Here is a 16,476-nt window from a genome sequence, read left to right as displayed (position 1 = left end):
CCGTGCACAACTTCATAGCAGCATAGCAATAATGCAAAAGCAAATCTATTTTAAAACACAAAAAAGAGGATGTCTCAATTTTGGACACCCTCTTTGTTTTTAAACCTTTATGATATAAATGATAATATTGAAGGTATAGTACTGTATACCATTACTATCAATAATGTAAAACGTATTATTTACTATTAGATAGCAAATTAATAGGCTTAATGATAAAATGATACCTATAATCACCTGGCTCAATAGAGTATTGTTTATGGGGCTGTGCTCCCCATGAGTCGTCACCACCGACACCCATTATTTTGTGGTCAATGTTCATGACTGTTTCTTTTCGTGGCTTCATATCTGACATGTGCTTTGAGCCTCTTTGATTTTGGCTTAGATCTTCAGGTGTAAAGTGTAGTGACGAAAATCCAAAATGCATATCGCTTTTTATCATAATGCCACGACCTTGTTTGTCGGTTAGTGTTACCCATCTTGTATCGGTCTTATATCCTGTTTCTTGCGGGCTGGCATAATGAAAGAATTGATCCGTTACAGTGCTTTTGTAATGGTCAATAAATGCGGCAGTCTTACGATCAGGGTAATTTTCCCATGGGCCACGTCCATACCATTCTAGGTATTCATAGTTTTCTGCTAGAACCATCATCATACCAATGCGTGGAATTCTCGAGAGCTCTTTTTTACCTTTGACAAAAGAGTAGTCGACGATTATCTCACCATTACCATATATTGTGTATGTTGTTGTCAATGTACTTTTAACATCAGGTAGATCAAATTCGAAGATTACAATAGCGCTGTTTTTTTCACCTTTCTGAATGTTGGTCTTTTTTACAACTTTATTCTTGCCTGCCTGTCGCCATTCATTGTACTTCTGTGGCATATTATAGCCAAGGTCGTTATCATTAGGAGCTTTCCAAAAATTTGGGGTTAAACCTTCTTTTATATAGTTAATCCCTTCATATTGATATGTTGTTAATTCACCTTTCTTTAAGTCAAATACAACCGTTAGGTCTTCTGAAGTTATTGTGGCTCGCTCAGTATCTTGTTTTACTAAAATTTTTGGTGAGATAATGTCAGCCATAGTTTTATTGTGGGCAGGCTGAGAAGTCAGGGCTATTTGTTCGCTAGCTTGTTCAAATCCTGCAGGGATGAGAGCTTGGTCATTGACTGAAACAACTGAGAAATGAACAAAGTATTCATATCCAGGCTTTTTGTCTATGGTTTTAAGACCAAGGTCAAATGATTTAGTTTCTCCGGGATGAATATCTCTTGGGTAAAACTCTCCACTAAGTACATTCGTTCCATTGGCTTTTACCACCCAATTAATTTTGTAATTATTAAGTGTGATAAAATCATAGTAATTGGTAACGTTTACTTTCGTGCAGAATTCATCTGATGGTCGAATCTTAATATATTGGTAAACCTTTTTTACCTCATATAAAGAAGGGTGGGGAGTACGGTCAGCATTAACAATGCCATTCATACAAAAATTTTGATCATGCGCATGTTTCTCGGCACCAAGGTCTCCTCCAAAGGCCCAATATTTTTTCCCGTTTTCATCGTATGCTGCAATGCCTTGATCGATCCAATCCCAGATAAAGCCTCCCTGAAGGTGCTTGTATTTCTCAATTGCATCCCAATAGTCTTGGAAGTTACCAACACTATTACCCATTGCATGGGCATATTCACATTGTATCAATGGGCGGTCCTGCTTTTTAGATGCATATTTTACCATTGCATCAATACTCATGTACATGGGGCAGAATATATCAGTATGGGGCTTGAGCCCTGCTCTTTCATAATGTACGGGCCTGGAGTCATCACGTCCGTGAATCCATTCAGAAGTAGCCTCAAAGTTCGGTCCATCACCTGCTTCATTTCCTAGTGACCAGATAATTACACTGGCGTGGTTTTTATCTCTTTCAACCATCCGTACAGTTCTATCCATATGGGCATCTAACCAAGAAGGATCTTTAGCAAGTGTTTTTGGCCCATATCCCATTCCATGCGATTCGATATTCGCTTCATCTATTACATAAAGGCCATATTCATCACATAGGTCATACCATTTGGGATCATTTGGGTAATGGCATGTACGCACTGCGTTGATATTGTTTTGTTTCATTAAGCGAATGTCTTGCAGCATCGATTCTTCACTAACTACATGCCCTTCAAATTCATCGTGTTCGTGTCGGTTCACACCCTTAAATAATACCGCTTTCCCATTAACAAGTAACTGTCCATCTTTGATTTCTACCTTACGGAATCCAATTTTGTTCGATGTTGCCTGAATGATTTTTCCTGAGCTGTTTTTCAGAGTAAGCGATAAAGTATATAGATGAGGAGTTTCGGCGCTCCACTTTTTAGGTTCTTTAATCAAACCCGTAAACACTGTTGATGCAGTGCCGGCAACTTTAAGGTTCTTTTTTGAAGTCCACACCTTTTGAAGTCCATCATAAATGTTAGCTTCAAGGGTGTATGTGGCAGATGTTTTTTCATGTGCTTTTAGTTCAACCTCCACTGTTGCTTGTGCATTCTTAAACTGATCATCGAGGTCGCCTTGAAAGAAAAAGTCGCGGATTCTCACTTTGGGTGTGGAGTATAAATAGACATCTCTTTCAATTCCACTGAGTCTCCAAAAGTCCTGACACTCTAGGTACGTTCCGTCACTAAATCGATATACTTCAACGGCAATGCTGTTTTTACCTTTTTTTATATAGGGAGTGATGTCGAATTCTGCAGGTGTTTTTGACCCCTGGGAATAACCTACTTTTTTGCCGTTAATCCAGAGATACATGGCCGATTTTACAGCACCAAAATGTACAAAAACCTGTCGTCCATCCCAGTTGTCAGGTAATAAAAAATCACGGCGGTATGAACCAACAGGATTCCAGTCAGTAGGAACATTTGGTGGTTGAGGATTTTCTGGTTCAAATTCATAACGTGTGTTAATGTATATTGGTTTCCCATAGCCTTTAAGTTCCCAATTAGAAGGAACTTGGATGTTGTCCCAACCAGAAACGTCATACTCTTCCGTATAAAATTTTTGTGGACGGTCACTGGGTTTATTAACCCAATTAAACTTCCATGTACCATTGAGCAGCTGATAATAGGGAGATGCTTTAGGATTGTTTTGTAATGCTGAGGCTTCACAAGCATAGGTGTAGAATGTTGAATAGGGCACTTCGCGGTTAATGGCAAATACCTTCTCATTCTGCCAGTCTTCTTGGGCATAGGCTGAGAAGACTGGTAACAATGTCAATAATAAGATGACATGACAAATGTGCTTCATAATTTTGTAATTTTAAGTGTAATATAGTTAGTTAAGTTTTCACTGTTTATTTTAATGTTTGGTGATTACTTCTAACAAATATATTTTTAGTGGTCTCAGGCATGGTTGAAATATCTGTTATTTTAGTAGAATAATCTTTAAGTGTCATACATTCAATGTTTTGAGATTGGTATTTTTACGGAATGAAATAAACGTTTTACTTCATGAAAAGCTTTTTCAAGTTAGGTAGATTATACTATTTAGACCATTATATATTGGTGATATTTGTGAGAATAGATTAGCAGATCAGGCTAATTATGATATTCGAATACTATCTTTGTTTCGAAATGTTAAAAAGAAGAAGGTGTTTAAATATAGCATCATAACTAAAATGAGTTTAACAGGCAGCCGTATATTGCTTATAGCGATTGTTTTTCTAATAAAGATAACCGATTGCAATGCTTTTCATCGGATATATTCGTTTTACCATCTCACTGATAATATTGCCTTAAAGCAGAGTAGTGTTAATTGTATTTTTCAGGATTCGAATGGTCAAATGTATTTTGGTACTAATGAAGGACTCTTTTTGTATGATGGATACCAAACTGTTCTTTGTTGGAATGCGACAGATGCAAACTCTATACTATTAGCTAATAACACTCAGTCGATTATTCCCCTTTCAAATACAAGTTTGCTATTAAGTACACTTAACGGCTTATATATTTTTGATGTGATTTCCCGATCTTTTGAGCTTATTGAGTTTCCCTATTCTAATTATGGAGTATTACAATTAATAAATGGTGAGCAGAACATCTATGGGCTTTCAGATTTGGGCTTAGGCAAATTGAGGCTGGACCATGCCGGAGGTATCTACAATGTTTATTATGAATTGTATAATGATTTCGATGTAAAGCAGACATCTTCTGGTCTACATCGAACTGGTTCATATGCAGTAATTAATTCTGGTGCAATTATTTTTACGAAAGGGGATGGACAGATTTATAGTTTTGATCCTTGCAGTGAAGGTATTCAAAGAATATGGGTTCAAGAAGAAGACATTACCTGTTTGTTTGAAGATAGTAGCGGGGTGGTATGGATTGGTTCCTACAATAATGCAGTCTATTATTGGGATTCAACTACCGAAACTCGAGGAACTATTCAACTTGATATTAATAAGGATTCATATGAAACAGAGAAATATATATCCTCTATTTGTGAAGATAAGGACGGTAATATTCTAATTGGGACTAATAACAATGGTATTGGTATAATTCAATCACATGCTAAGTATGACTCAATGCCTGAAATAGCTTACTTTTCGGTTGACCCGGGAAATACAAACAGTCTATGTGATAATAATGTATCATGCTTATATGCAGAGCGTTCTAATGCAGTTTTTGTCGGAACGAATGGTAATGGTGTCAATCAGCTATCTGTTGGACAAAGCTGTTTTACTCAATACGGTGTTAATGAGTTGAATGATAATAGTATTGACCATTTTAGAGTCAATGCTATTTATGAAGATGAAGAGGGTTTTGTGTGGTTTGGAACGCGCCTTGGGCTAAATAGATTGAATAAAAAAAATGGCATTTACGAGCGATTTAACAATGCAAATACTAAAAATACAACTCCCCCAAAAGGGGTAAGCTACATTGGAGAAACCACAAGTTTCTGTAGAGATAGCCTTGGTGACTTGTGGATTGGTACTTATGGAACAGGACTCTATCGCTATAGTTATAAGGATGATCGGTTTTATCACTATCAGGATGAATATGGTAATGATATGCCAGCAGATCGGATTACAGATATAATATTGGATGCAGAAAAGAAACTGTGGATTGCGACTCATTCTGCTGGTATATCAAAAGTTGAAAGTGTTGATGTAAAGCGCAACAGACTTTTAGTTAGTTATTTTAAGTGTGATGATAATCAGGTTGTTGGATTTGCGGAACAGAATGTGGATAATATCTTTCTTGACAGCAAAAATCATCTTTGGTTTTCGCAGCGTGATAAAGGGTTGTACAGGTTATCAGTTGAAGATGGAACGATGAGTCACTATGAGCATGTGCCAGGAGATTCAACAGCACTTTCTAATAACACTGTCATCTCAATCTGTTCTGATGATTCTGGTGATATATGGTTTGGAACAGCTCGTGGCTTGAACAAGTTTGATATTGAAGATGAATATTTCACCAGCTTCACAATGGAAAATGGCTTGCCGCATAATTCGATATGTGGCGTTTTGAGTGATGATAAAAATCAAATATGGTTATATACTCAGAGAGGAATTTATCGTTTTAATCCTATTACTGAGGTTTTTGAGAGTTTTATTGAAAACACTCGAATATTTCATGAGGACTATACAATAGATGCAACTTTTAAAAGTAAAGATGGCAAACTATTTTTCGGGACGATGAATAATGGATGTTTTGAGTTTTATCCGGATAATGTAAAAGACAACCTGTTTGTGCCATCCATATCAATAACCAGGTTTAACGTAATGAGTGGTATGCCGGCAAAGCAAAGTGATAATTTACTTAAGCTGGATTTACAAGATGACTCCGTTTCAGTAGAATTAAATTATCAGCAGAATAATCTGACAATTGAATTTACGGCCTATGCTTACCATGCAAACCTCAAACTGCAATTATTATATTTAATGGAAGGGGTTGATAAGGAATGGCATATTACAAATGACAGACAAAAGCTTATCCCATACGCAAATCTTAATCCAGGTAAATATACTTTTAAAGTAAGAGCAGTTAATCAGCTGAATCCTGTTGTTTATGAGGAAAAACAGATAAGTATTGTTATCCATCCGCCTTTTTATGCAACTAAATTGGCCTATAGCTTCTACGTTTTACTCTTACTGGCTATAGCTTATGTACTTTACCGTTATATTTTGTCAAGAATCAGACTGAGAAACGATCTTAGAATTGAGCGCATGAAGCTTAGTTTATTTACCAATATCTCCCATGAATTTAGGACTCCCTTGACCTTAATTGCCGGTCCTTTAAAAAAACTGAGACGCAATGGTAAGACAATGGCGGAGGAGGAGCGTCAGTATCACTATTCCCTTATGACTAAAAGTGTAGAAAAGTTAATGAGGATGGTTAATCAGATTTTAGATACTCAAAAGATTGACGATCAAAAAATGGTATTGACCACTGAGAAAACTGATATAGTACATTTGGTAAAAGATGTTTTCGAAAACTTCAATATTATAGCTCATGAAAAGGCCATAAGTTATTCATTTAAAGCGTCAATAAAGTCAGTTATATGCTATTGCGATAAAGATAAAATGGAAAAAATCCTTTATAATTTATTGTCTAATGCATTCAAATATACCCCTTCAAAGGGTTCTATAGACGTTAAACTTGATTTAGAAGAGGAAAAAGATTGTGTTGTAATATATGTGCAAGATTCAGGTAGAGGTATTCCCGATGAACAGAAAAAGAGAATATTTGAGCGTTTTCATCGTATCGAAGATGGCATTGAACATACGACACATGGGACAGGCCTAGGCCTATCTATAGTAAAAACCTTTGTTGATATGCACAAGGGAGAAGTAACGGTTCGTAATAATGCTAAGAAAGGGTGTACTTTTATAGTGAAAATACCGATTATTAGACAATCTCATTGCGACGTTGAAATACATGACAGCTATGCTAATGCTGCAGTGATGAATAGGTTTGATAATAGCAACGAAATAAGACCTGTATCTGAAAATAGCTATAATAAGAAAAAACGCAAGGTGTTAATAGATGTTCCCCTTGTTTTGTTGGTTGAGGATAATGATGAAGTGAGAGAATTTATTGAAGATCATCTAACAAAAAGTTATCGAATCATTACAGCAGCCAATGGAAAGGAAGGTTTGGAAAAGGCATTGGGCGCATTTCCGGATTTGATAGTTTCTGATGTTATGATGCCTGAGATGAATGGATTGGAATTATGCAGAAAACTTAAAATGGATATCCGAACGAGCCATATCCCTGTAATATTACTCACGGCTCGCTCTTCAATAGAGGAGCAAATTCAAGGGGTTGAATGCGGAGCTGATGCATACATTACTAAACCATTTGAACCTTTTTATCTGGAGGCAAGAATTAAAAACCTAATAATAACGCGTCAGAAGCTAAGAGATACTTTTAGTTTAGGGGAGCATGCTAATGTATCTAAAGAATTTGGCATGGAAATGCCAAATTCTTTAGATGCAGAGTTCTTAAAAAAAGCTCAGGATTTGGTCACGACTCACTTGGACGATGTTAACCTCACAGTTCCTGAGTTTACTCGGCTTATGGGGGTGAGTAATACTGTATTGTATCTGAAAATTAAAGCGTTAACTGGTTTGTCGGCTAATGAGTTTATAAGGCATGTAAGGTTAAAAAAATCCATTGACTTACTGGAAAGTAACTCGTTTACTGTTTCTGAAATTTCTAATATGGTTGGTTTTAATGATCCTAAGTATTTTAGTACTTGCTTTAAAAAGGCCTATGGCGTTTCACCTAGTCAATATGTATCCAAATACAACTCAGATTAACGTTTGATTAGACATGTTAGGTAGATTCTAGTAATAAAAAAAAGAAGTGATAGAGGCTTATTTTGGAGCTTTTGTTATTAAAAAAGTTTTTCTTTGCATAGATCGTTATCACCAGATACCAGTTTATGCAATTAAGTGACAAAATAATTATCCAGGAGCTAAGCAGTGGTAATGAGCAGGTTTATCGCTCATTGTTCGATAATTATTATCCAACCTTAATGCAGTTTGCCTATAGGTTTCTATATGATAAAGACGCTTGCAAAGATATTGTGCAGGAGGTGTTTATTACCCTATGGGAGAAAAGAGCCATTCAAGAAATAAAATCGCTGAAGTGGTACCTGCATACCGCTGTTAAAAACAAATGCCTGAGTTACTTGCGTAATATTGGAATTAAAGATAAGCACCAAATTTATATACTGGACTCATACTTGTCGGAGCATGCAGAAAAAGAGGTGCTGGAGCCCCAATTAGTCAAAGAGGTAAATGAGGCACTTAACCAACTGCCCAAGGAAATGAAGCGCATTTTCAGGCTTAAATATGTGCATGGACTTACGATGAATGAGATTGCTGAGGATCTGGATATTTCGATCAGTACCGTTAAAACACAGCTGGGTAGAGCCAAGCTTAAATTGCGCAACCTTTTATTTGATCGTACACTGTTGGTCTTTTTCCTATAGGGGATTGTTCTTATTCGATGTGGTTTACACTTTCTTCGATGACCGATGGATCTACCTTCGTATATGCTTCGTACCTTAATCGATCCATATTCGGTATACGCGCATGGCGAATGTGGATCGAAGCTGATTCGAACATGGTACGAAGAAGATTCAAGTGCTGTTCGATAAACAAGTAAAAAGGTTTAAAAATGTCAGGTCAGAGGTGAAAAAATGGAATAAAAAGATTGCCTATAAGGCAAGCCTTCGCATTGGTTTAAATGAATATGTTAATAAGTTTGAGGCGGTGCATCTCTAATGTGCATATAATGACTTGGGTGAATTTATATTCTTCGCGGTAATATTACAGTAATATCGTTTGATTAAGGAATAGGTTAGGTTTGTGAAAGCTTAATGGTATGCTGAAATAGGTTCATGAGAAATCAGGATTAAGAAATTTCAAAAAAAATGAAGTTTTTGTCGACCATATGTCCAGCCAATGAGTCTTAATAGTGAATGAACAAATAAAACCATGCGCATAAAAAGAGAAATAGATTATTTAATTATCTGGAAAAAACTTCATGGATTAGCTAACCAGGAAGAACTTGCCAGTTTTGAAGAATGGTTGCAAAGTAGCAACAAAAACAAAACGTATTACAAAAAGCTGCAAAGCAACTATGCCAATGATAAAGTGGAAATCAGTAAAAAGGACATAGAGCAATCGTGGGAACAGATTAACAGGTCATTGAACCAAGAAAAGATGAACAACTACAAAAAGTGGTTGCAATTGGCGGCTGCTATAGTATTGCCGTTAGGTCTGGCAATCGGTGTTCTTTATTTTTCTGGGAAAGTCTGGCATACAGTTGAGACAGCTCATCAGATTGTTCCGGGGCAGTCAAAGGCGGTGCTGAGACTGGCTAACGGTGAGCTGTTAGAGCTGGATGCAAAAGATGAATTAGCCATTACCAATGATGAAGGAATTGTTATTGGGGTGGATTCAATGGATGTGTTGACTTATGATGCTAATAGTCAAGAAAAAACTTTTAATACCATCAGTGTTCCCCGCGGTGGCGAATACCAGCTGGTACTGTCCGACGGCACTAAAGTATGGCTTAACTCCGAATCATCCTTAACCTATCCCGTTAGTTTCGACAGCCATATACGTGAAGTATTTTTAACCGGAGAGGCGTTTTTTGATGTTGCAACAAACAAGGAAAAGCCGTTTTTGGTGAAAACTACTACATCTGATGTAAAGGTGTATGGAACACAATTTAACGTCATGAGCTACGATAGTGACAAGGTAACAGAAACGACCTTGGTAGAGGGCAGTGTGGCAGTGATTGTTGATGGCCGTGAAGTGCTGATTAAGCCAAGTCAGCAGGCACAGGTAAACAAAGTTAATAAGCAGGTGTTTATTAATGAGGTGGATGTGGAACTTTACACCGCCTGGAAGGATGGTATTTTCCGTTTTGAAGAGATGAGCCTGCAGCAAATGGCTGACAAATTGGGCCGCTGGTACGATGTTGATTTCTTCTTTGCCAACGAAGATGTGAAAAGTAAACGGTTTACAGGAGCAGTCAAGCGCGAAACAAATTTTGAATTTTTTATTAACCTGATTGAAGAAACAACAAAAGTAAAAATGGAAGTAAATAATAAGGCAGTACTAATTAAAGCTATGTACTAAAGCGTTATTATATTCAAGATAAAAGGAGAGTGTTAGCGCACCCTCCTCTGTACTAAAATCAATAACCGGACTGTCTCGCCAAAGTCAATTCCGGCAGTTATTAACATTAGATCTACAAATCTATGAAAAGTTTACAAAAGTGGAGGACTTGTTGTACCTTATTTCAAGTGCCTCGTAAAATGCTGTTAGCTATGCGGATTAGCGTTATTCTATTATTTGGAGTATTACTACAGGTGTCGGCTGCCAGCTGGGCACAAAAGGTGGACGTAAGCGAAGCCCAAACAACCTACAAAGAACTCTTCCAGGAAGTGGAGCGTCAAACAGGGTTGATTACGATCCTCAGCAATGATGAGATGGATATCAACAAAGAGGTAGTTGTGAAAGAAGGCACCTTCGAATTGAAAGAGTTGTACCGGCAGGTATTGGAAGATGCGGATATGGAGTTTCGTATTGTTGATGGTTACATTGTTATTAAGCCATCGCAGAAGACAGTATTCATTGAAGAAGAAGCTCAGCAGGAAAATAAAATTTATCTGGAAGGATTTATCGTCGATGCTGAAAACAATGAACCGCTTCTGGGAGTCAATGTTGCAGTTAAAGGTACTGCACAGGGGACAGTAACTGATGAGAAGGGAACTTTCACGCTTGTGGTTGAGGAGCAAAGTGGAACATTGGCCTTTTCATACATTGGCTATGAAGATCAGGAGAGACCATTTAGTGCATCCTCCTCATTTGCTATTAAATTGGTGCCAGCTGTGAGTTCTGTGGACGAGGTGATTGTATATGCCACCGGTTTAACGAAGATTTCGAAAGAACGTGCAACTGGTTCATACAGTGTGATGACACGTGCCGATATCGAGTCGAGCCCAAATGAGGAGATTGCGCGATCACTGGAGGGCAATGTAACCGGATTGCAGGAGACCTATAATCCACAAACTGGTGAAAATGAAATAACCATACGTGGCGTTGGAACCATTAACAGTGAGCAAGCACCCTTAATTGTGGTGGACGGATTCCCGGTGGAAGGGAACTTCTCAACCATTAATCCCAACGATATAGATAATGTTACAGTGCTTAAAGATGCCGCGGCTGCTTCTATTTGGGGGGCTAGAGCTGGTAATGGCGTAATTGTAATCACCACACGAAAAGGTAAAAACTCAGGTAAATTTAATGTGGAGTTGGGCTCTTACCTTAAAATGGGTGAGGAACTGGATCTGGACTATAATGTGGCGCGCGCTTCGGTAGATAACCAGCTGGCCTACGAAAAGTACCTGGTAGATAATGATTATGGAACTTATTGGGGTGTGCCTGATAATCTGGTAGATGCCCGCGATGTCTACTCTAAAGGTGTACAGGCGTATTGGGATCATCAGAGAGGCGCCATTAGTGAGGCTGATTTGAATGCTACCATTGCACGCCTTAAAGCTACCAATTATGAAGATGATGTAAAGAAATACCTGCTACGTAAGCCGGTTACTCAACAGCACAATGTGTCAATTAGTGGAAGTACTGATAAGGCATCTTATTATTTGTCGGTTCTTTATAACAATGTAAAGGGGCATTTCAAGGAGTCTGGTGACCAAAAAGTATTGATTAACTTCCGAAATACTTATCAGCTTAAAGACTGGTTAGGCCTGCGTTTTGGCATTACTACGGAAATGAAGAAAACAGATAACAGTGGCAGTAACCTGGGAACTATAAGAGATATTTCACCATACGAAAAGCTAATGAATGCCGATGGCACTTATGCACAGGTTGACTATGGATTAAATTATGCCTATATGAATCCAATTGCTAAGACAGCAGACGGATTACCCTATGATAACTGGGGATACAACCCGGTGGAGGAAATGCTTAACAGGGACTATATTACTACTTACAATAATTCCCGTATACAAACTGGTTTAGATTTTAAGATTATTGAAGGCCTGCATTTCTCTCCAAGTTTTCAGTATGAGAAATTTGCTTCTAAAACAGAAAATTACAATGGCGAAGATACGTACTATGTGCGTAATATGGCCAATGATAACGTAAAGTACGATGAATTAAACAACGCTGTGACTGAGGTATATATGCCTAAAGGAGGTATTCTTAATCAAAGTTTTAGTGAAACCATATCATACGATTTAAGAAATCAAATCAATTACGATAAGAAGTTTGGTACTGATCATGAAATTAACCTGGTGGCTGCTACCGAGCATATCTGGAAGGTGACTGAAGGGCATGGAAATATATTATATGGCTATGATCCTGAAAGTAATACCCATGCTCATCCTGCTTATGGATATGGCTCAAGCGCTTTTAACTGGAATACGCTTATTCCAAGCTATTATGGAGGTTCGCTTCCTACGGGACATTTTTTAAGGTACAGCAATACACGTTTATTCTCGTTCTTTGCCAATGGAGCATATACTTTCCGTCAAAAGTACACTCTTACCGGAAGTTATCGTACTGATGCCTCAAATATGATTGTTGATGATCCTAAATTCAGATACTCACCGTTCTGGTCAATTGGTGGAAGCTGGAATGCCAAGAGAGAATCCTTCTTAAGCGATGTGGATTTTCTGGATCAGCTAACATTGCGTGCCACGTATGGTATCTCTGGAAATACAGTAACGACCGCATCTACTGTGCCGGTTATTAGTTTGTCATCATCCCCTTCATTGCGGACAGGTGCTCACTCAGGTTATGTAAGTGACTATGGTAACCCAACTCTGAGATGGGAGCGTATTAACCAGTTGAATGTGGCCGTTGATTTTTCTCTATTTAATCGCTTGCTATATGGTTCGTTTGAAGTGTATGACAAGCAAAGTGAAGATTTGCTGGCCAGCGTTTCGGTAGCTCCAACCTATGGTTCAACACTGCAGACTTTTAATGTAGCTGAAGTGTCGAATAAAGGATTTGAAATGAGCCTGAATGCTAACCTAAAGTTTGGCGATTTAACATATAATACAGGACTTAATTACTCCTACAACACCAGTGAAGTGCTTTCACTTCAGGTAGCACATATTTACCCCAGAACAATTCCAGGTTATCGATTTGTGGAAGGAGAACCTGTTGCCCCAGCCTATTCATGGGTATATGGTGGTATGAATGAAGACAACCTGCCTACCATAGTTGGTGAAAATGGCATTACCTATACCATGAATGAAAACATTGGCTCCAATGGAGAGCAAGGGCAAGAGGTATTAAGAAATATGGGCACATTTATTGCGCCAACAGTTATTGGTTGGAGCAATACGCTTCAGTTTAAAGGGTTTACATTCCGCTCGCTGATTACCGGTAAGTTTGGCCATGTATTCCGCCGTTCAAGCTTCGATTATGGAATGATATCACGTACCAAGAGTTTTTATCACGAAGACCTAAATGGTTTGATGGAAGGCAAAGCTGATGAAATGGGTATTCCGGACTTGCCTAATGGGTATGAGTTTTACAGTTATCGTTGGGGATGGTATGCACCCGATTTAAACACATTGGTTGAAGATGCTGGTCATATCAGGCTAAGGGAACTTTATCTGGGATATAAGTTATCGGATCGCATTGCTTCATCTCTTGGTTTGGATAAGCTGACAGTGTTTGCTCATGCACGCGATTTGGGAACTATTTGGACAGCTAATGATAAAGGAATTGATCCTGAATATATTAAAGGGAACCGCTTCAATCCAGGGGCATCATACACCATCGGATTTAATTTAGGATTTTAAAAATGGACTGTACTATGAAAAAGATATTATTGTTATTGTTATTAGGTGCAACCTTTGTGGCTTGTGATAGCTTTCTTGACGAGGCGCCTGAGAAATCAAGTAATAAAACGCTGGAAACAGCTGACGAGTTAGATAAATTATTCAATGGGGTTTCATATTCTTACTATTCTGATCCGGATTTCTTCTGTACAGATAATTTTGAAATACCACTGGAAGTGTTTGATGAGCTACCTAATACGTTCTCGTTTAATATTATAGAACAATACTTGTTTAATACACGAATTGAAAATGCCAATGACTTTGCATGGAATGGAAGATATAGAACCGTGTGGCTGTGTAACTATGCAATTAAGGTGCTTAATGAAAACAGCATTACAGGTTCAGAAGAGCTTAAGAAGCAACTGAAAGCGGAAGCTCATTTTTTAAGAGCTACAGAATATTTTGCCCTGGCTCTAAACTATTGTTTGCACCCAAGTGAAGCCAATGCTAATGAGCCTGGATTGCCTATCAGAACAGCAACCGACTTTGAAGAAAACTTAACACGCGCTTCACTTGCCGATACTTATAGTTTTATTGAAGCCGACTTACAGGAAGCATTGAAGATAGATGTAGATTTGGAGCATAACTGGCGAGCGAGCACAGCTGCTGTTGAGGCTTTTGCAGCACGTTATTACCTATATATGGGGCAATTTGATAAAGCAGCTCAGTATGCAGCGAGTGCATTGAGTGTACACTCTGACATGATTGATTACGATGCTGAATTTTATACTGTTGAGGACGCCAGTGGTATTGCTTACCCAATGACCAATACTTATTATCCATTCAGGGATGCATGGTTAAAATTCTGGAAGGGACAATACATGAACCGTTCTTTGTCAAATCCGCATTGGAAATCCTTACCAAGTCAGGAATTATTGGATTTATATGATCCCCAGGATAAACGTTATGAAATGTTTATGGTTGAGAACTATTTATTACGTTACGGCTTTGTTGAGAACCAATATGTAGGCTATATTCAAGGAGGTAACTTTGGGGAGTATATTGCCGGAGCCTCTACATCCGAAATGTATTTGATTAATGCAGAGACTAAGGCGCGTAAAGGTGATATAGCAGGTGCCATGGCCGATGTTGAGGCTGTTAGGATCAATCGTTTTGCAGCAGCCGATTATGCTCCTTTGGCACTTCCTGCCAACAAAAAAGATGCGATTCAGACGGTGATTGATGAGCGACGCCGGGAAATGCCGTTTACCATTCGCTGGTACGATATTCGCCGTATTAATGTTGATCCGGAAGTTGATAATATCACTATCCGCCGGAAGTTCTATCCCCTCGATGGTAATCAGGTGAATTTGGAGGCCGCGCCAATCGACTATGTGATTGAGCCTGGTTCACGCCTGTATGCACGTCCATTGAATGAAGCAGTGGTGAACTTAAGTAATGGGCAAACCAAGCAAAACGATTATTAATTGTGTGTGAATTATTATAAAAAAGAGTCTTCCCTGGCTTATGCATTGTGCTTTAGATGTAAAAACAGTGCCGGGGAACTCTTTTATAAGCAACAATCAAAAAATTAATAAGATGAAATATACAAGATATATAACCATATTAATGGCGGTTATTCTGCTGCTTTCAGGTATCTCTTCCTGTGATGAAGAGACCTTTTCAAAAGATGATTTTTCTTGGAAACAGGAGGCAATGACCTTTGTAACACCAGGAGAAAACAAAAATTTTGTTTTTCTTAATAACGCAAAGGTTTTTTTAAATGATGAGGTAAAATTTGTAGCATCAGTGCTTCCTGCTTCAGAAGCTGATGCAGATATGGTTATTAAGCTGGAAGTGTATGCCTATTTTTATGAAAAAGATGGAGATGAAACCCTTCTTCATGGCGGTGAAAATGGTAAGTTGTTTAAAACATTCACTGATATGCCTGACTTTAGCGAACTGGAGGTGACCGCAACCATTGATGAACTTTACTCATTATTTGAGTCAGATTTGGTTGATACAAATAGACCTGACAAACTTGTTGCTACTGATTTAATACAGTTTAAATGGGTCATAACTGATGCTAGTGGAAAGGTAACTGATACACGAATCGATTGCTCAGGTACTCATTGCCATTACATGTTTGGTGTTGAAGCGGGTGATGACTGTCCAAATGACTTATCAGGTGTATTAAACTACGAAATTATTGATAAAGGAGCGGGAGCAACAGGGGCTGTAGGGCAAACGGGTACAGTCACTATCACACGTGTTTCTTATTTCGGAGAGTATACCATTGATGATTGTCAGTTTGGAACCTCGTGGAATGGTAATAAATTCCCTGCAGGATTATTCGATCAAAATTGTGCAAACCAAATTATTTTGGAAGAATCGTATAGCACCATGTGGGAAATAACCAATATTAATGGTCCTACATGTGATATCACATGGACGTATACTTATACAGCTGGTTATGATGAGTGGGCAACAGCTCGCGTAACACGCGCCGATGGTAAAGATTGGCCGGAAGATATTAGGGGTGAAGGACCTTATCCCGGGAATTAGTGTTAGTATGATGATGCCATGGCACTATTTGCCATGGCATTTTTTAATGCCAGCTACCATTGTTAATTAATTTATTT

8 protein-coding genes are annotated in these 16,476 nt (G+C 38.3%); 7 read left to right on the top strand and 1 reads right to left on the bottom strand.

Annotation, left to right across the window (positions count from 1 at the left end; genetic code table 11):
- Positions 1-175 precede the first annotated feature (175 nt).
- Positions 176-3,295, bottom strand: a complete 3,120-nt coding sequence (locus KDU71_RS14060; protein WP_212191724.1) for a glycoside hydrolase family 2 TIM barrel-domain containing protein — start codon at positions 3,293-3,295, stop codon at positions 176-178.
- Positions 3,296-3,638: 343 nt separating this feature from the next.
- Here KDU71_RS14060 and KDU71_RS14055 point away from each other — a divergent pair, with 343 nt between their 5' ends.
- The 7 genes from KDU71_RS14055 (at position 3,639) to KDU71_RS14030 (ending at position 16,399) form a co-directional block, all read left to right on the top strand.
- Positions 3,639-7,814 carry a two-component regulator propeller domain-containing protein gene (locus KDU71_RS14055; RefSeq protein WP_212191723.1) on the top strand — a complete coding sequence of 1,392 codons (4,176 nt, stop codon included), beginning with the start codon at positions 3,639-3,641 and terminating at the stop codon, positions 7,812-7,814.
- A gap of 125 nt (positions 7,815-7,939) precedes the next feature.
- Positions 7,940-8,491 carry an RNA polymerase sigma factor gene (locus KDU71_RS14050; RefSeq protein ID WP_212191722.1) on the top strand — a complete coding sequence of 184 codons (552 nt, stop codon included), beginning with the start codon at positions 7,940-7,942 and terminating at the stop codon, positions 8,489-8,491.
- Positions 8,492-8,536: 45 nt separating this feature from the next.
- On the top strand, positions 8,537-8,659 hold the full coding sequence (locus KDU71_RS23215) for a hypothetical protein (protein WP_262898265.1): 123 nt from the start codon (positions 8,537-8,539) through the stop codon (positions 8,657-8,659).
- Between the two features lie 340 nt (positions 8,660-8,999).
- Entirely contained in the window at positions 9,000-10,151 is a 1,152-nt protein-coding gene (locus KDU71_RS14045; protein WP_212191721.1) for a FecR family protein, read from the top strand.
- A gap of 191 nt (positions 10,152-10,342) precedes the next feature.
- Positions 10,343-13,855, top strand: coding sequence for a SusC/RagA family TonB-linked outer membrane protein (locus tag KDU71_RS14040; RefSeq protein WP_212191720.1), 3,513 nt, complete (start codon positions 10,343-10,345; stop codon positions 13,853-13,855).
- A 14-nt stretch (positions 13,856-13,869) separates the two neighbouring features.
- Complete coding sequence (locus tag KDU71_RS14035; protein WP_212191719.1) at positions 13,870-15,321, top strand: RagB/SusD family nutrient uptake outer membrane protein; 1,452 nt, start codon at positions 13,870-13,872, stop codon at positions 15,319-15,321.
- 112 nt (positions 15,322-15,433) lie between these two features.
- A complete protein-coding gene (locus KDU71_RS14030) occupies positions 15,434-16,399 on the top strand; it encodes a hypothetical protein (RefSeq protein WP_212191718.1) in 966 nt (321 codons plus the stop codon).
- Positions 16,400-16,476 lie beyond the last annotated feature (77 nt).

Source organism: Carboxylicivirga sediminis (genome assembly GCF_018156225.1).
Lineage (GTDB): Bacteria > Bacteroidota > Bacteroidia > Bacteroidales > Marinilabiliaceae > Carboxylicivirga > Carboxylicivirga sediminis.
This window is presented reverse-complemented; position numbering and strand designations above follow the sequence as displayed.

Bases quoted from the DNA above. Each gene is read 5' to 3' on its own strand.
- KDU71_RS14050 (WP_212191722.1), top strand. From the start codon at position 7,940: ATGCAATTAAGTGACAAAATAATTATCCAGGAGCTAAGCAGTGGTAAT.
- KDU71_RS14035 (WP_212191719.1), top strand. From the start codon at position 13,870: ATGAAAAAGATATTATTGTTATTGTTATTAGGTGCAACCTTTGTGGCT.
- KDU71_RS14060 (WP_212191724.1), bottom strand. From the start codon at position 3,295: ATGAAGCACATTTGTCATGTCATCTTATTATTGACATTGTTACCAGTC.
- KDU71_RS14040 (WP_212191720.1), top strand. From the start codon at position 10,343: ATGCGGATTAGCGTTATTCTATTATTTGGAGTATTACTACAGGTGTCG.
- KDU71_RS23215 (WP_262898265.1), top strand. From the start codon at position 8,537: ATGGATCTACCTTCGTATATGCTTCGTACCTTAATCGATCCATATTCG.
- KDU71_RS14030 (WP_212191718.1), top strand. From the start codon at position 15,434: ATGAAATATACAAGATATATAACCATATTAATGGCGGTTATTCTGCTG.
- KDU71_RS14045 (WP_212191721.1), top strand. From the start codon at position 9,000: ATGCGCATAAAAAGAGAAATAGATTATTTAATTATCTGGAAAAAACTT.